This window comes from Variovorax sp. OK212, from assembly GCF_900112425.1.
In the GTDB taxonomy this organism is placed as follows: domain Bacteria; phylum Pseudomonadota; class Gammaproteobacteria; order Burkholderiales; family Burkholderiaceae_C; genus Variovorax.
In genome coordinates this window covers 1,177,676-1,193,233 of sequence record NZ_FOLP01000001.1, presented here as the reverse complement: position 1 = coordinate 1,193,233, position 15,558 = coordinate 1,177,676, and the positions used below count along the sequence as shown (strand labels likewise).

Here is a 15,558-nt window from a genome sequence, read left to right as displayed (position 1 = left end):
CATGTTCTCGACAGCCTTCCTCGACCTCCCGCCCCTCGCGGGCGCTGCCGGCACGGTCCGGCTGCCGGGCTCCAAGAGCATCTCCAACCGCGTGCTGCTGCTCGCCGCGCTGGCCAGCGGCACCACCACCATCCACGACCTGCTCGACTCCGACGACACCCGCGTGATGCTCGACGCCCTGCGCGCACTCGGCTGCGGCGTGGTGCGCGACGCGGCCGACACGACCGATGCAACCGACGCGGCCGGCGGCAGCACGCTGCGCGTGACCGGTCTCGGCGGCCAGCTGAAGCCCGGCGGGGCGCTGCTTGCGCTGTTCCTGGGCAATGCCGGCACGGCCATGCGGCCGCTGACGGCGGCGCTGTCGCTGCTGGGCGGCGAGTTCGAACTCAGCGGCGTGCCGCGCATGCACGAGCGCCCGATCGGCGACCTGGTCGACGCGCTCACCCAGCTCGGCTGCCGCATCGACTACCTCGGCAACCCCGGCTACCCGCCGCTGCGCATCCACCCCGTGCCGCACGGCGAGCTGATGCTCGACACCCCGATCCGCGTGCGCGGCGACGTGTCGAGCCAGTTCCTCACCGCCCTGCTGCTGGCGCTGCCGCTCGCGGCGGCCGGCGACATCGTGATCGAGGTGGTCGGCGAGCTGATCTCCAAGCCCTACATCGAGATCACGCTGAACCTGCTGGCCCGCTTCGGCATCCAGGTGCGGCGCGACGGCTGGGAGCGCTTCACCATTCCCGCCGGCAGCAGCTACAGCTCACCGGGCGACATCCACGTCGAGGCCGACGCCTCGTCTGCTAGCTATTTCATAGCGCTGGGCGCAATAGCGACGGGCGTGTTGGGCAAAAATGGCATCCGCATCGAAGGCGTGGGCGCCGATTCGATCCAGGGCGACATCCGCTTCATCGACGCGGCCCGCCAGATGGGCGCGCTGGTCGACAGCGGCCCGAACTGGCTCGAGATCCGCCGCGGCGCCTGGCCGCTGAAGGCCATCGACCTCGACGCGAACCACATCCCCGACGCCGCCATGACGCTGGCCGTGATGGCGCTCTATGCCGACGGCCCGACCACGCTGCGCAACATCGCGAGCTGGCGCGTGAAGGAAACCGACCGCATCGACGCCATGGCCAACGAGCTGCGCAAGCTCGGCGCCGCCGTCGAGGCCGGGCCCGACTTCATCCGCGTGCACCCGCTGGCGCAGGCCGGCTGGCGCCCGGCCAGCATCCGCACCTACGACGACCACCGCGTGGCCATGTGCTTCTCGCTGGCGGCGTTCAATCCGGCCGGCGTGCCGGTGCGCATGCTCGATCCGCACTGCGTCGCCAAGACCTTCCCCGACTACTTCGAAACCCTGTTCTCGGTGGCCGAGGCCGCCGAGGTGCCGGTGATCTGCATCGACGGGCCGACCGCCTCCGGCAAGGGCACGCTGGCCGCAGAAGTGGCGCGGCTGCTGGGCTACCACTACCTCGACTCGGGCTCGCTGTACCGCGTGACCGGCCTGGCCATGCGACGCGCCGGCTTGACGGCCGAAACCCAGCACGAAGCGCAGATCGCCGCCATGGCGGCCGCCCTGCCCCTGCAGTTCACCGAGGGCAAGGTGCTGCTGGCCGGCGAGGACGTCAGCGAGGACATCCGCACCGAAGCCGCCGGCATGGACGCCTCCCGTGTCTCCACGCTGCCGGCCGTGCGCGCGGCCCTCCTGGCACTCCAGCAGCGCTTCCGTGAGCTGCCCGGCCTGGTGGCCGACGGGCGCGACATGGGCACCGTGATCTTCCCCGACGCGACCCTCAAGGTGTTCCTTACGGCCAGCGCCGCGCAGCGTGCCGAACGGCGCCATAAGCAGTTGATTTCAAAGGGTATTTCGACTACACTCGACAGTCTTCGCTCCGACTTGGAAGCACGTGACGCCCGGGACTCTTCCCGCAGCGTCGCCCCTCTGAAGCCGGCGCAGGACGCTCGCCACCTCGACAACTCCCAGCTTTCCATCGAGCAATCGATCGACCAGGTGTTGGACTGGTGGCAAGAAATTCAGCCGTTCAAGCCCGCTTGAACGGTTGGAAGTGACAGCTTTTCAGGTCCGCTTGAAAAGCTGGCGCCCGACGGAACATCCAAAGATGTTCAGCGGGTGCATACCGCTCCAGCAGGCTCTCTTCGCGCGACAGCGCACCGGCCTGCTGGTTGTTCAACGAACCCGGGCTCACGCCCACCAAACCGCCGTCTACAGACCCACAGCAGCCGCACGCAATTTCGCAAGAGCGCCTGCCAACCCTGCCTGACGGAAGGAACCATAAATGTCTGAATCTTTTGCCGATCTGTTCGAAGAGTCCCTGAAGCGTTCCGAAATGCGCACCGGCGAGGTCATCACGGCCGAAGTCGTGCGTGTCGAACACAACCACGTCGTCGTCAACGCCGGTCTGAAGTCCGAAGCGTATGTGCCGATCGAAGAGTTCAAGAACGACAAGGGCGAACTCGAAGTTCAGGCCGGCGACTTCGTTTCCGTTGCCATCGGCAGCGTTGAAAACGGCTACGGCGACACCATCCTCTCGCGCGACACCGCCAAGCGTCTGGCTTCGTGGCTCGCCCTGGAGAAGGCGCTGGAATCGGGCGACTTCGTCACCGGCACCACCAGCGGCAAGGTCAAGGGCGGCCTGACCGTCCTGGTCAACGGCATCCGCGCGTTCCTGCCGGGCTCGCTGATCGACACGCGTCCGATCAAGGACCTGACCCCGTACGAGAACAAGACCCTCGAATTCAAGGTCATCAAGCTCGACCGCAAGCGCAACAACGTCGTGCTGTCGCGCCGTGCCGTGGTCGAAGCCAGCATGGGCGAAGAACGCGCCAAGCTGATGGAAACGCTGAAGGAAGGCGCAGTCGTGCGCGGCGTGGTCAAGAACATCACCGAATACGGTGCGTTCGTGGACCTCGGCGGCATCGACGGCCTGCTGCACATCACCGACATGGCATGGCGCCGTGTTCGCCACCCGAGCGAAGTCGTTCAGGCCGGCCAGGAAATCACCGCCAAGATCCTCAAGTTCGACACCGAAAAGAACCGTGTCTCGCTGGGTCTGAAGCAAATGGGTGACGACCCGTGGATGGGCGTTTCGCGCCGCTACCCGCAATCGACCCGCCTGTTCGGCAAGGTCACGAACATTGCCGACTACGGCGCGTTCGTCGAACTCGAACCCGGCATCGAAGGCCTGGTGCACGTCTCCGAAATGGACTGGACCAACAAGAACATCGCTCCGAACAAGATCGTCTCGCTGGGCGATGAAGTCGAAGTCATGGTCCTGGAAATCGACGAAGACAAGCGCCGCATCAGCCTGGGCATGAAGCAGTGCAAGGCCAACCCGTGGCAAGAGTTCGCTCAGAACACGAAGCGTGGCGACCGCGTCAAGGGCCCGATCAAGTCGATCACCGACTTCGGCGTGTTCGTGGGTCTGGCTGCCGGCATCGACGGCCTGGTTCACCTCTCGGACCTCTCGTGGAACGAAGCCGGCGAAACCGCCGTTCGCAACTACAAGAAGGGCCAGGAAGTCGAAGCGATCGTGCTGGCTGTGGATGTCGACCGCGAGCGCATCTCGCTGGGCATCAAGCAACTCGACAGCGACCCGTTCACCACGTTCACCACCGTGAACGACAAGGGCCAGATCGTGACCGGCAAGGTCAAGACCGTGGACGCCCGCGGCGCTGAAATCGACCTCGGCGAAGACATCATCGGCTACCTGCGTGCTTCGGAAATCTCGCGCGACCGCGTGGAAGATGCCCGCAACGTGCTGAAGGAAGGCGACGAAGTCACCGCCATCGTTGTGAATGTGGATCGCAAGACCCGCAACATCCAGCTGTCGATCAAGCAGAAGGACATGGTCGACGAACAAGGCGCCATGGCCAGCCTGAGCCAGCAGTCGGCACGCGAGAACGCGGGCACGACGAGCCTGGGCGCCCTGCTACGCGCCAAGCTCGACAACAGCGACAACAAGTAAGCTGAGTCCGAAGACAGAGCAGGCCCTGGGGCCGCTCTGTCTTTTTTTTCGTCCACGTTTTTGTTTGGCCTATGACACGCTCAGACCTCGTCGAAGAACTCGCAGCGCGTTTTGCACAGCTCACGCACCGCGATGCCGAATACGCCGTCAAGACCATCCTCGACGCGATGAGCGACGCACTGGTGCGCGGACACCGCATCGAGATCCGTGGCTTCGGCAGCTTCTCGGTCAACCGGCGTCCGCCGCGCATCGGCCGCAACCCGCGTTCGGGCGAGAGCGTGCAGATTCCCGAAAAGCGGGTGCCGCACTTCAAGCCCGGCAAGGCGCTGCGCGAAGCCGTCGACGCGAAGACCGCGGAGCTCGACGCCGGCAAGGAAGCCGTGGCCCGCAAGGGCTGACGGCACGGACGGCAAGGCTGCCCCGATGGCTGCAAACGTAGAATCGTCCCGCCAACGGGAACGTGCATGAAATACCTCCTGTGGCTGCTCAAGGCAGCCATTTTTTTTACGCTCTTCGCTTTCGCGCTGAACAACCAGCACGACGCGACCGTGTACTTCTTCTTCGGCACCTACTGGCGCGCGCCGCTGGTGCTCGTGGTGCTCGCGGCCTTTGCCGGCGGGCTCGTCGTCGGTGCACTGGGCATGCTGCCCGGCTGGTGGAAACACCGCGCCGCCGCGGCGCAGCTGCCGGCCACCACCGAAGCCCAGCCACCCGTGCCGTTGGCCGCCTCGCCTGCGACCGCAGCGGCGCCGTCCATCACCGCCACCGACCTTCCCGCCGTACGTCAACATGGACTTTGATCCCAGCTGGCTGCTGATCAGCCTGCCCGTCGCCTTCGTGCTGGGCTGGCTCGCATCGCGCTTCGACATCCGGCAACTCAGGCTGGAGAACCGCCAGGCGCCCAAGGCCTACTTCCGCGGCCTCAACTTCCTGCTCAACGAGCAGCAGGACCAGGCCATCGACGCCTTCATCGAGGCCGTGCAGAACGACCCCGACACGCAGGAGCTGCACTTCGCGCTCGGCAACCTGTTTCGCCGCCGCGGCGAGTACCAGCGCGCGGTGCGCGTGCACGAGCACCTGCTGGGCCGCGGCGACCTGAGCCGCAGCGACCGCGAACGCGCCCAGCACGCACTGGCGCAAGACTTCCTGCGCGCCGGCCTGCTCGACCGCGCCGAAGCCGCGTTGCAGAAGCTCGAAGGCACGCGCTACGAGAACGAGGCCCGCCTGTCGCTGCTGGCCATCTACGAACGCTCGCGCGAATGGGCGCAGGCCGCCGACGTGGCGCAAAAGCTCGACGAGTCCGACCAGGCCAGCTACAGCACGCGCCGCGCGCACCACCTGTGCGAACAAGCCACCGAGCGCGTGGCCGCCGGCGACCTGCCCGGCGCCGCGAAGCTGCTGGTGGCGGCGGTCGACCTGGCGCCGCAGGCACCGCGTCCCGCCATCGACACCGCCAACCTGCAGCTGCGCAACGGCGACGCGAACGCGGCCTTCGACACGCTCGTGGCCCTGAGCGACACCGCACCGCTGGCGCTGCCGCTGTATGCCGCCACGCTGCAGCAAGCCGCCGTGGCCGCGCACCGCGAAGCCGACGCGCTCGCGTTGCTGCAGCGGCGCTACGTCGAGTCGCCCTCCATCGACGTGCTCGAGGCCATGATCGCCCTCGGCGGTACGCCGAGCGCCACCGCCGAGGCACCGGACCCCGCGCCGCGCGACGGCTACATCGCGCACCTGGCGCAGCAGCCCTCGCTGGTGGCCGCCTCGCGCTGGCTGGCGGGCGAGCGCTTCGAGCACGAGCAGTTCCACCCGCAGGTGCAACGCGCGCTCGACCAGGCCACGCGGCCGCTCATGCGCTACCGCTGCGCCGCCTGCGGTTTCGAGGCGCACCAGTACTTCTGGCACTGCCCCGGCTGCCAGGCCTGGGACAGCTATCCGCCGCGCCGCGTCGAGGAACTTTGATCACGGTTTTGAACAATGGTCACGCGAACGCAGGCCATGCTTTCGCGCGTCAACGCCCTGCTCCCTGCCCCCGTTGAGCCCAAGCCGGCGTTCTTGTCGGCTGTCAGTCATATCAACAAATCAGGGAGTAAAAAAATCATGTTCAAGAAGATCCTGGCCGCCACGGCCATGCTGTTCGCGGTCGCATCCTTCGCGGCCGTCGACGTCAACAAGGGCACCGCCGCCGACCTCGACGGCATCAAGGGCGTGGGCCCGTCGATGTCCAAGCGCATCCTCGAGGCGCGCAAGGAAGGCGAGTTCAAGGACTGGCCCGACCTCATGCAGCGCGTGAAGGGCGTGAAGGAAAAGAGCGCGGCCAAGCTGTCGGCCGAAGGCCTCACGGTCAACGGCCAGAGCTTCGGCAGCGCGGCACCGGGCACCGCCAAGGAAGCCAAGGCGAGCAAGGCCGCCAAGCCCTGATCTCCCCGCGCATCGACGCCAAGCAAAGCCGCCTTCGGGCGGCTTTTTCATGCGTGCACCAAGGCAGGGAAATGCCTCAGAGATGGCCCGGAATTTGCACGTATGCTCATTTTCGTTTTCACTTTCATACGTTCCGGAGAGCCCATGAATCACAAGTTCGGCATCGCCCTCGCTGGCCTGACCCTCGGCGCCGCAGCCTTCGCGCAGACCAAGTGGGACCTGCCCACCGCCTACCCGGCGAGCAACTTCCACACGGAGAACATCACGCAGTTCGCCAGCGACGTGGACAAGGGCAGCGGCGGCAAGCTGAAGATCACCGTGCACTCCAACGCCTCGCTGTTCAAGGCGCCCGAGATCAAGCGCGCGGTGCAAGGCGGCCAGGCCCAGCTCGGCGAGATCCTGCTGGTGAACTACCAGAACGAATGGCAGATGTTCGGTGCCGACGGCATCCCGTTCCTGGCCGACAGCTACGACGCCGCCTGGAAGCTCTACCAGGCGCAGAAGCCCGTGCTCGAGAAGAAGCTCGCCGAGCAAGGCATCGTGCTGCTCTACACGGTGGCATGGCCGCCCCAGGGCATCTTCGTGAAGAAGGAAATCGCATCGGCCGCCGACCTGAAGGGCGTGAAGTGGCGCGCGTACAGCCCGGCCACCGCGCGCATCGGCGAACTGGTGGGCGCACAGCCCGTCACGGTGCAGCAGGCCGAGCTGTCGCAGGCCATGGCCACCGGCGTGATCGAGTCGTACATGTCCTCGGGCTCCACCGGCTACGACACCAAGACCTACGAGTACATCAAGAACTTCTACGACACCCAGGCGTGGCTTCCGAAGAACGCGGTGCTCATGAACAAGAAGGCCTTCGACGCGCTCGACAAGCCCACGCAGGACGCGGTGCTCAAGGCCGGGGCCGATGCCGAGAAGCGTGGCTGGGACCTGTCGAAGAAGAAGAACATCGAGTACCTCGAGCTGCTCAAGAAGAACGGCATGGCGGTGCACGTGCCCTCCGCGCAGCTGAAGGCCGACATGAAGAAGGTCGGCGACACCATGATCAAGGAGTGGACCGAAAAAGCCGGTGCCGAAGGCCAGGCCGTGGTCGACGCCTACAAGAAGATGTGAGGCGGACTCGAACTGCTCCCGATGCGCAAGACGCTTGATCTTCTCTACATGAGCGCCGCCGCATTGGCGGCGCTTTTCATGGTCGGCCTGCTGGTGATGGTGCTCCTGTCCATCCTCGGCCGCCAGCTTCACTTCAACATTCCGGGCATCGACGCCTACGCCGGCTATCTGATGGCCGGCGCGGGTTTCCTGGCGCTGGCGCACACGCTCAAGCGCGGCGAACACATCCGCGTGACGCTGGTTATGCAGAACCTCGGTCCCGCGGCGCAGCGCTGGCTCGAGCGCTGGGCCATGGCGGCCGCGGCGCTGCTTGCGCTGCTGTTCGCCTGGTACAGCGTGCGGCTGGTCTGGCAGTCGCTCGACTACCACGACATTTCCACCGGCAACGACGCCACCCCGCTGTGGATCCCGCAGCTGTCGATGGCGTTCGGCGCCCTCGTCTTCGCGGTCGCCTCGCTCGACGAGTTCGTGATCGAATGGCGCGGCCGCCCTGCCAAGGCCCCCGAGACGGAGGCGCTTCGCCATGAGTGACATCGCCGTTGCCGGCCTCCTGATCGCCACGCTGTTCCTCATCCTGGGCAGCGGCGTGTGGATCGGCCTCACGCTCTCGGGCGTGGCATGGATCGCCATGCAGATCTTCTCGTCCCGCGCCGCCGGGGACGCCATGGCCGTGACCATCTGGGGATCGGCCTCCAGCTGGACGCTCACCGCGCTGCCGCTGTTCGTGTGGATGGGCGAGATTCTGTTCCGCACGCGGCTGTCGCAGGACATGTTCAAGGGCCTCGCGCCCTGGATGCAAAGCCTGCCGGGCCGGCTGCTGCACACCAACGTGGTGGGCTGCGCGGTGTTCGCCGCGGTCTCGGGTTCGAGCGCGGCCACCTGCGCCACCATCGGCAAGATGAGCCTGCCCGAGCTCAAGCGCCGCGGCTACCCCGACGACATGGTCATCGGCACGCTGGCCGGCGCCGGCACGCTCGGCCTGCTGATTCCGCCGTCGATCATCATGATCGTCTACGGGGTGAGCGCAGACGTGTCGATCGCGCGGCTGTTCATCGCGGGCGTGATCCCGGGCATCCTGCTCGCGGTGCTGTTCTCGGGCTACATCGTGTTCTGGGCGCTGCGCCACCCCGACAAGGTGCCGCCGGCCGACGCCAAGCTGCCTTTCATGGAAAAGCTCAAGGCCTCGATGTCGCTGATCCCGGTGGCGCTGCTGATCCTGTCGGTGCTCGGCTCGATCTACGCGGGCATCGCCACGGCGACCGAGGCCGCGGCCGTGGGCGTGGTGGGCGCGATGGTCATCTCGGGCGCGCAAGGCTCGCTGACCTGGCACAGCTTCAAGGAAGCGCTGCTCGGCGCCACACGCCTGTACTGCATGATGGCGCTGATCCTCGCGGGCGCGGCCTTTCTCACGCTGGCGATGGGCTACATCGGCCTGCCGCGTCACCTTGCGGAGTGGATCGGGTCGCTCGGCCTGTCGAAGTTCCAGCTCATCCTGATGCTGGCGGCGTTCTATGTGGTGCTGGGCTGCTTCCTCGACGGCATCTCGATGGTGGTGCTGACCATGGGCGTGATCATGCCGACCGTGACCGCGGCGGGCATCGACCCGGTCTGGTTCGGCATCTTCATCGTGCTGGTGGTCGAGATGGCGCAGATCACGCCGCCGGTGGGCTTCAACCTGTTCGTGCTGCAAGGCATGACCGGCAAGGACCTGCTGTACATCGCGCGCGTGACGCTGCCGATGTTCTTCCTGATGGTGGCGGCGGTGCTCATCATCTACTTCGTGCCGCAGCTGGTGACGTGGCTGCCGCAGCAGATGGCGCCCTGACAATCGGGGCATGCTGCTTCCGATTCTTGCCATCTGCATCGGCGCCTCCGTGGGCGCGCTGGCCCGCTGGGGCCTCGCCCTCTGGTTCGGCGCGGGCGGCCTCATGCCCTGGGGCACGCTGGCCGCCAACCTGATCGGCGGCTACCTCATCGGCGTGGCCATTGCCGCCTTCCAGCTGCTGCCCGACCTCGACCCGGTGTGGCGGCTGGCACTGGTGACCGGCTTCCTGGGCGGCCTGACCACCTTCTCGAGCTTCTCGGCCGAGGTGACGACCATGCTGCTCGAAGGCCGGCTGGGCACCGCCATGCTGACGGCCGGGGCGCATCTGGGCGGTTCGCTCTTCTGCACCTGGGTCGGCATCCGCACCGTGCAGGCCTTTTCGGCCTGAAGGACGCAAAAAAACGCCTTATGTCTTGCGGTTATAGATAAGGCCTTCCATAGGGTCGGCCGATAGAATCGACCCCAATGCCCCTGGTCTTTCTCGTCGCTCTCCCATTCATTGCCAGCGTGCTGGCCGCGTTGATGCCGTCCAACGCGCGCAACAGAGAGTCGACCCTGGCGGGCCTGGTCGCGCTGGGCTGCGCCATCCAGACCGCATGGCTCTTTCCGCAGATCGCGCATGGCAACGTGCTGCGCCAGGAAATCGAGTGGCTGCCGGCCCTCGGCCTGAACCTCGTGTTCCGCCTGGACGGCTTCGCCTGGCTGTTCTGCATGCTGGTGCTGGGCATCGGCGCGCTGGTGGTGCTCTATGCGCGCTACTACATGTCGGCCTCCGACCCGGTGCCGCGCTTCTTCTCGTTCTTCCTCGCGTTCATGGGCGCGATGATGGGCGTGGTGCTCTCGGGCAACATGATCCAGATGGTGCTGTTCTGGGAGCTCACCAGCCTCTTCTCGTTCCTGCTCATCGGCTACTGGCACCATCGCCGCGACGCGCGGCGCGGCGCGCGCATGGCGCTCACCGTCACCGGCGCGGGCGGGCTGTGCCTGCTGGCCGGCGTGCTGGTGCTGGGGCGCATCGTCGGCAGCTACGAGCTCGACGTGGTGCTGGCCTCGGGCGACATCGTCCGCGCGCATGCGCTCTACCCGGCCGTGCTGGTGCTGGTGCTGCTGGGCGCCTTCACCAAGAGCGCGCAGTTCCCGTTCCACTTCTGGCTGCCGCGCGCCATGGCCGCGCCCACGCCGGTGTCGGCCTACCTGCACTCGGCCACCATGGTGAAGCTGGGCGTGTTCCTGATGGCGCGGCTGTGGCCCGTGCTCTCGGGCACCGAGCAATGGTTCTGGATGGTGGGCGGCGCGGGCGCCATCACGCTGCTGCTCGGCGGCTTCGCGGCCATGTTCCAGCGCGACCTGAAGGCGCTGCTGGCCTACTCGACCATTTCTCACCTCGGCCTCATCACGCTGCTGCTGGGCCTGAACAGCCCGCTCGCGGCGGTGGCGGCGGTCTTCCACGTGATGAACCACGCGACCTTCAAGGCGTCGCTGTTCATGGCGGCCGGCATCATCGACCACGAGACCGGCACGCGCGACATCCGCAAGCTCAGCGGGCTGATGCGGCTGATGCCCATCACGGGCACGCTGGCCATCATCGCCAGCGCCTCGATGGCCGGCGTGCCGCTGCTCAACGGCTTCCTGTCGAAGGAAATGTTCTTCGCCGAGACGGTGTTCATCCAGGCCACGCCGTGGATCGACTTCAGCCTGCCGGTGATCGCCACCATCGCGGGCATCTTCAGCGTGGCGTATTCGGCACGCTTCGTGTTCGACGTGTTCTTCGGGCCGCCCTGCGGCAACGACGTGCCCAAGCACCCGCACGAGCCGCCGCACTGGATGCGCGTGCCGGTCGAGCTGCTGGTGCTGGTGTGCCTGGTGGTGGGCGTGGCGCCCGCCTGGTCGGTGGGCCCGATGCTGGCGGCCGCGGCCGCGCCGGTGGTCGGCGGCGTGCTGCCCGAGTACAGCCTGGCCGTGTGGCACGGCTTCAACCTGCCGCTCGTGATGAGCTTCGTGGCGCTCGCGGGCGGCGGTGTGCTGTACCTGCTGCAGCGCCGCCGACGCGCGCAAGGCGGCCTCGAGAACACGCCGCTGCTGCACCGCTTCGACGGCCAGGTCATCTTCGAGCACCTCATCGCGCTGCTGAGCGAAGCCGGCCGCCGCAGCCGCCGCCTGTTCGGCACGCGCCGCCTGCAATGGCAGTTGCTGCTGCTGGTGGTCGTGGCCGTGGCGGGCGCCGGGGCATCGCTGTGGGCCACGCCGGCCGCGCCCGGCACGCGCGAGCTGCTGCCCTTCTCGCCGATGTTCGCCATGACCTGGATCATCGGCGGCACCTGCGCGCTGGCCGCCGCGTGGCAGGCCAAGTTCCACCGGCTCGCCGCGCTCATGCTGGCCTCGGGCGCGGGGCTGGTCTCTTGCGTCACCTACATCTGGTTCTCGGCGCCCGACCTCGCGCTCACGCAGTTGGTGGTCGAGGCCGTGACCACGGTGCTGATCCTGCTGGGCCTGCGCTGGCTGCCGATGCGCAGCAAGGACGTCATCCAACCCGCGCGCGCGCGGCTGCGCCCCTGGGGCCGGCGCGGCCGCGACCTGCTGGTGGCCACCGTCGCCGGCGGCGGCATGGCCGCGCTGGCCTGGGCCATGATGACGCGCACCTTCCCCCAGAGCATCTCGCCCTTCTTCCTCGAGCGCGCGCTCACCGAAGGCGGCGGCACCAACGTGGTCAACGTGATGCTGGTGGACTTCCGCGGCTTCGACACCTTCGGCGAAATCACCGTGCTCGGCGTGGTGGCGCTCACCGTGTACGCGCTGCTGCGGCGCTTCCGCCCCGCCATCGAATCGATGGCGCTGCCGGTGCAGCAGCGCCTGCAGGTCGACGACGGCAGCAGCGACCTGCTGAACCCGCGCCGCGCCAAGGACACCGCCATCGGCTACCTGATGGTGCCCGCCGTGCTGGTGCGGCTGGTGCTGCCGCTGGCGGCGCTGGTCTCTGTCTATTTCTTCATGCGTGGCCACAACGCGCCGGGTGGCGGCTTCGTCGCCGGGCTGGTGATGTCGGTCGCGCTGGTGCTGCAGTTCATCGTGTCGGGCACCGAGTGGGTCGAGGAGCACCTGCGCATCTACCCGCGCCGCTGGATCGCCATCGGCCTGCTGCTGGCGCTGTGCACCGGCGGCGGCGCGGTGGTGTTCGGCTACCCCTTCCTGACCACGCACACCGCGCACCTGCACCTGCCGCTGCTGGGCGAGGTGCACGTGCCCAGCGCCCTCTTCTTCGACATCGGCGTGTTCGCGCTGGTGCTCGGCGCCACCATGCTGATCCTCACCGCACTGGCCCACCAGTCCGTACGAAGCCACCGCTGGGCCGACGAACAGGCCGAGAAAGAAGCCCAGGCCGCGGCCGAAGGCACAGAGGGAGCGCACTGATGGAAATCGTGCTCGCGCTCGCCATCGGCGTGCTCACTGGCTCGGGCGTGTACATGCTGCTGCGCCCGCGGACCTTCCAGGTCATCATGGGCCTGACGCTCATCTCCTACGCCGTGAACCTGTTCATCTTCAGCATGGGCCGGCTCAAGGTCGACAGCGAACCCGTGCTCATCAAGGGCTTCGAGGCCACGCTGGCCAACACGGCCGACCCGATGCCGCAGGCGCTGGTGCTCACCGCCATCGTGATCGGCTTCGCCATGACGGCGCTGTTCCTGGTGGTCATGCTCGCCTCGCGCGGCCTCACCGGTACCGACCACGTGGACGGTGAAGAACGGCAGGAGGCAGAGTGAACGAAATCTTCCACCTGCTCGACGAGCTGCTCGAGTTCAGCATGCCGCACCTGGTGGCGGTGCCCATCCTCGTGCCCATGCTCACGGCCGCGCTCATGCTGCTGCTGGGCGAGAACCGCCGGCGCACCAAGTCGGCCCTGAGCGTGGTCTCGGGCCTGGTCGGCCTGCTGGCCGCGCTGGCGCTGCTGCGCTGGGTGAACGCGGCCGACACCGGCGGCGGCCCCGGCTCCATCGGCGTCTACCTGCCGGGCAACTGGCGCGCGCCCTTCGGCATCGTGCTGGTGGCCGACCGGCTCTCCACCATGATGGTGGCGCTCACCGGCGTCATCGCCTTCGCGGCCTCCATCTATTCCACTTCGCGCTGGGACCGCGCGGGCGTGCACTTCCACCCGCTGCTGCAGCTGCAGCTCATGGGGCTGAACGGCGCGTTCCTCACGGGCGACCTGTTCAACCTGTTCGTCTTCTTCGAGGTGATGCTCGCGGCCTCCTACGGGCTGCTGCTGCACGGCTCGGGCCGGCTGCGGGTGCAGGCCGGGCTGCACTACATCGCGATCAACCTGGCGGCCTCGTCGCTGTTCCTGATCGGCGCGGCCATCCTCTACGGCGTGACCGGCACGCTGAACATGGCCGACCTGGGCGCGCGCATCGCCGAGCTCGCGCCGGGCGACCGCGGCCTGGTGCATGCGGCGGCCGCCATCCTGGCGACGGCCTTCTTCGCCAAGGCGGGCGCGTGGCCGCTCAACTTCTGGCTGGTGCCGGCGTACAGCGCGTCGGTGTCGCCGGTGGGCGCGGTGTTCGCGCTGCTCACCAAGCTGGGCATCTACACCATCCTGCGCCTGTGGACCGTGCTCTTCGCGCCCGACACCGGCGCCTCGGCCGCCTTCGGGCAGGCCGCGCTCGTGGGGGTCGGGCTGGCCACGCTGTTCGTGGGCGCCATCGGCATCGTCGGCACGCAGCGGCTGTCCAACCTCGCGGGCTTCAGCGTGCTGGTCTCGGCGGGCACGCTGCTCGCGGCGGTCGGCCTCGGCCAGCCGGCCGTCTGGGCCGGCGCGCTGTACTACCTGCTGAGCTCCACGCTGGCCGTGAGCGCCTTCTTCCTGCTGACCGACATGATCGAGCGCTGGCGCAACGCCGGCATGAGCGTCGCGCCGCACGAGGTGGCGGGCAATGCGCCCTACCTGGCCGAAGACCTGCGCGTGCTGTCCGACGTGAACCTCGACGACGAAGCCCAGGCGCTCTACGGCCGCGCGATTCCCGCGGGCGTCGCCTTCCTGGGCCTGAGCTTCATGGGCTGCACGCTGCTGCTCGCGGGGCTGCCGCCGCTGTCGGGCTTCGTCGGCAAGTTCGCCATGCTGTCGGGCCTGCTGGACACCCCCTCGCCGGGCACCGCCGGCTGGACCTTCCTCGGGCTGCTGATCGTCTCGGGCTTCCTGACGCTGATTGCGCTGAGCCGAACCGGCATCCGCCACTTCTGGACGCAGCCGCACGCCACCATGCCGTCGCTGCCCGCGCTCGAGGTGCTGCCGGTGGCCGGCCTGCTCGCGGCGTGCGTGGCGCTGACCGTGTGGGCCGGGCCCGTCATGCAGCACGCCGAGGCAACGGCCGCCGGCCTGAAGACGCCCACCGCCTACCGCAACGCCGTGATGGGCGCGCGGCAGGTGCCCAACCCCGTCAAGCACGAAGGCACGGCCCCATGAAGCGCCTGATTCCTTCCCCGCCGCTGTCGTTCGCGCTGTTCGTCGTCTGGATCCTGCTCGAGCAGTCGCTGGAAGCCGCCACGCTGCTGTCGGCCGTGGTGCTCGCCATTGCCGTTCCGTTGCTCACCAAGGGCCTGCGCCCGGCGGCCGTGCGCATGCGCCGGCCCGGCGTGGCGCTGCGGCTGTCGTTCCTCGTGACCTTCGACATGCTCAAGTCGGCGTACGACGTGGCGCGGTTGCTGCTCACGCGGCGCAGCGCGGGCATCGGCTCGAAGTTCGTGCAGATCCCGCTGGACATGCGCGACCCCAACGGGCTCGCGGTGCTGGCCATGGTCATGTGCCTCACGCCCGGCACCGCATGGGGCGAAGTGTCGTTCGACCGCAGCATGCTGCTCATCCACGTGTTCGACCTCGACGACGAGGCCGCCTTCGTCGCGATGATCAAGCAGCGCTACGAACGCCCCCTGATGGAGATCTTCGAGTCATGACACCCATCCTCTTCTGGGCCCTGAAGTTCGCGCTGTTCCTGCTGGCCGTGGCCATGCTGTGCGCGCTGTCGCGGCTGCTGATCGGCCCCACCGCGCAAGACCGCGTGATGGCCCTCGACTGCCTCTACATCAACGGCATGCTCATGATGCTGGTGCTGGGCATCATCTACGCGAGCAACGTGTACTTCGAGGCGGCCATGCTGATCGCGCTGTTCGGCTTCGTCGGCTCGACGGCCATGGCCAAGTTCCTGTTGCGCGGCGAGGTGATCGAATGAGCGC

The 15,558-nt window shown here is 67.7% G+C and carries 15 protein-coding genes; all 15 read left to right on the top strand.

All coding sequences use genetic code 11. The features are described from left to right. Position 1 precedes the first annotated feature (1 nt). The 15 genes from BM004_RS05435 (at position 2) to BM004_RS05365 (ending at position 15,554) form a co-directional block, all read left to right on the top strand. Positions 2–2,050: a bifunctional 3-phosphoshikimate 1-carboxyvinyltransferase/cytidylate kinase gene (locus BM004_RS05435; protein ID WP_093211686.1), complete on the top strand. Its 2,049-nt coding sequence runs from the start codon at positions 2–4 to the stop codon at positions 2,048–2,050. Positions 2,051–2,291: 241 nt separating this feature from the next. Continuing rightward, positions 2,292–3,980 (top strand): 30S ribosomal protein S1, encoded by a 1,689-nt coding sequence (rpsA, locus tag BM004_RS05430; RefSeq protein ID WP_081266812.1) that lies wholly within the window; start codon positions 2,292–2,294, stop codon positions 3,978–3,980. A 71-nt stretch (positions 3,981–4,051) separates the two neighbouring features. Continuing rightward, positions 4,052–4,378 (top strand): integration host factor subunit beta, encoded by a 327-nt coding sequence (locus BM004_RS05425; protein ID WP_093124570.1) that lies wholly within the window; start codon positions 4,052–4,054, stop codon positions 4,376–4,378. A 66-nt stretch (positions 4,379–4,444) separates the two neighbouring features. Then, positions 4,445–4,780: a LapA family protein gene (locus BM004_RS05420; RefSeq protein WP_093124567.1), complete on the top strand. Its 336-nt coding sequence runs from the start codon at positions 4,445–4,447 to the stop codon at positions 4,778–4,780. After that, positions 4,770–5,939: a lipopolysaccharide assembly protein LapB gene (gene lapB, locus BM004_RS05415; protein WP_093211684.1), complete on the top strand. Its 1,170-nt coding sequence runs from the start codon at positions 4,770–4,772 to the stop codon at positions 5,937–5,939. The genes BM004_RS05420 and lapB overlap by 11 nt, the downstream gene beginning before the upstream one ends. Before the next feature lie 138 nt (positions 5,940–6,077). Beyond that, a complete protein-coding gene (locus tag BM004_RS05410) occupies positions 6,078–6,398 on the top strand; it encodes a ComEA family DNA-binding protein (protein ID WP_093124562.1) in 321 nt (106 codons plus the stop codon). A 144-nt stretch (positions 6,399–6,542) separates the two neighbouring features. Further along, positions 6,543–7,511, top strand: a complete 969-nt coding sequence (locus BM004_RS05405) for a TRAP transporter substrate-binding protein (protein ID WP_093211682.1) — start codon at positions 6,543–6,545, stop codon at positions 7,509–7,511. A gap of 21 nt (positions 7,512–7,532) precedes the next feature. Further along, positions 7,533–8,042, top strand: coding sequence for a TRAP transporter small permease (locus tag BM004_RS05400; RefSeq protein WP_093124557.1), 510 nt, complete (start codon positions 7,533–7,535; stop codon positions 8,040–8,042). Beyond that, the gene (locus BM004_RS05395; protein ID WP_093211680.1) at positions 8,035–9,336 is read left to right on the top strand and encodes a TRAP transporter large permease; all 1,302 of its coding nucleotides are present in this window, start codon (positions 8,035–8,037) and stop codon (positions 9,334–9,336) included. The genes BM004_RS05400 and BM004_RS05395 overlap by 8 nt, the downstream gene beginning before the upstream one ends. A 10-nt stretch (positions 9,337–9,346) precedes the next feature. Then, positions 9,347–9,724, top strand: a complete 378-nt coding sequence (gene crcB / locus BM004_RS05390) for a fluoride efflux transporter CrcB (RefSeq protein WP_093211678.1) — start codon at positions 9,347–9,349, stop codon at positions 9,722–9,724. 77 nt (positions 9,725–9,801) lie between these two features. Beyond that, positions 9,802–12,744, top strand: a complete 2,943-nt coding sequence (locus tag BM004_RS05385; RefSeq protein ID WP_093211676.1) for a monovalent cation/H+ antiporter subunit A — start codon at positions 9,802–9,804, stop codon at positions 12,742–12,744. After that, positions 12,744–13,094 carry a Na+/H+ antiporter subunit C gene (locus tag BM004_RS05380; protein WP_093124545.1) on the top strand — a complete coding sequence of 117 codons (351 nt, stop codon included), beginning with the start codon at positions 12,744–12,746 and terminating at the stop codon, positions 13,092–13,094. The genes BM004_RS05385 and BM004_RS05380 overlap by 1 nt, the downstream gene beginning before the upstream one ends. Before the next feature lie 41 nt (positions 13,095–13,135). After that, positions 13,136–14,791: a monovalent cation/H+ antiporter subunit D gene (locus BM004_RS05375; protein WP_093125205.1), complete on the top strand. Its 1,656-nt coding sequence runs from the start codon at positions 13,136–13,138 to the stop codon at positions 14,789–14,791. Continuing rightward, the gene (locus BM004_RS05370; protein ID WP_093124542.1) at positions 14,788–15,279 is read left to right on the top strand and encodes a Na+/H+ antiporter subunit E; all 492 of its coding nucleotides are present in this window, start codon (positions 14,788–14,790) and stop codon (positions 15,277–15,279) included. The genes BM004_RS05375 and BM004_RS05370 overlap by 4 nt, the downstream gene beginning before the upstream one ends. Next, entirely contained in the window at positions 15,276–15,554 is a 279-nt protein-coding gene (locus BM004_RS05365) for a K+/H+ antiporter subunit F (protein WP_093124539.1), read from the top strand. Before BM004_RS05370 ends, BM004_RS05365 begins: the two co-directional genes overlap by 4 nt. Positions 15,555–15,558: the final 4 nt, after the last annotated feature.

Coding starts and splice junctions, on each gene's coding strand:
- BM004_RS05435 (WP_093211686.1), top strand. CDS start 2: ATGTTCTCGACAGCCTTCCTCGACCTCCCGCCCCTCGCGGGCGCTGCC.
- rpsA (WP_081266812.1), top strand. CDS start 2,292: ATGTCTGAATCTTTTGCCGATCTGTTCGAAGAGTCCCTGAAGCGTTCC.
- BM004_RS05425 (WP_093124570.1), top strand. CDS start 4,052: ATGACACGCTCAGACCTCGTCGAAGAACTCGCAGCGCGTTTTGCACAG.
- BM004_RS05420 (WP_093124567.1), top strand. CDS start 4,445: ATGAAATACCTCCTGTGGCTGCTCAAGGCAGCCATTTTTTTTACGCTC.
- lapB (WP_093211684.1), top strand. CDS start 4,770: ATGGACTTTGATCCCAGCTGGCTGCTGATCAGCCTGCCCGTCGCCTTC.
- BM004_RS05410 (WP_093124562.1), top strand. CDS start 6,078: ATGTTCAAGAAGATCCTGGCCGCCACGGCCATGCTGTTCGCGGTCGCA.
- BM004_RS05405 (WP_093211682.1), top strand. CDS start 6,543: ATGAATCACAAGTTCGGCATCGCCCTCGCTGGCCTGACCCTCGGCGCC.
- BM004_RS05400 (WP_093124557.1), top strand. CDS start 7,533: ATGCGCAAGACGCTTGATCTTCTCTACATGAGCGCCGCCGCATTGGCG.
- BM004_RS05395 (WP_093211680.1), top strand. CDS start 8,035: ATGAGTGACATCGCCGTTGCCGGCCTCCTGATCGCCACGCTGTTCCTC.
- crcB (WP_093211678.1), top strand. CDS start 9,347: ATGCTGCTTCCGATTCTTGCCATCTGCATCGGCGCCTCCGTGGGCGCG.
- BM004_RS05385 (WP_093211676.1), top strand. CDS start 9,802: ATGCCCCTGGTCTTTCTCGTCGCTCTCCCATTCATTGCCAGCGTGCTG.
- BM004_RS05380 (WP_093124545.1), top strand. CDS start 12,744: ATGGAAATCGTGCTCGCGCTCGCCATCGGCGTGCTCACTGGCTCGGGC.
- BM004_RS05375 (WP_093125205.1), top strand. CDS start 13,136: ATGCCGCACCTGGTGGCGGTGCCCATCCTCGTGCCCATGCTCACGGCC.
- BM004_RS05370 (WP_093124542.1), top strand. CDS start 14,788: ATGAAGCGCCTGATTCCTTCCCCGCCGCTGTCGTTCGCGCTGTTCGTC.
- BM004_RS05365 (WP_093124539.1), top strand. CDS start 15,276: ATGACACCCATCCTCTTCTGGGCCCTGAAGTTCGCGCTGTTCCTGCTG.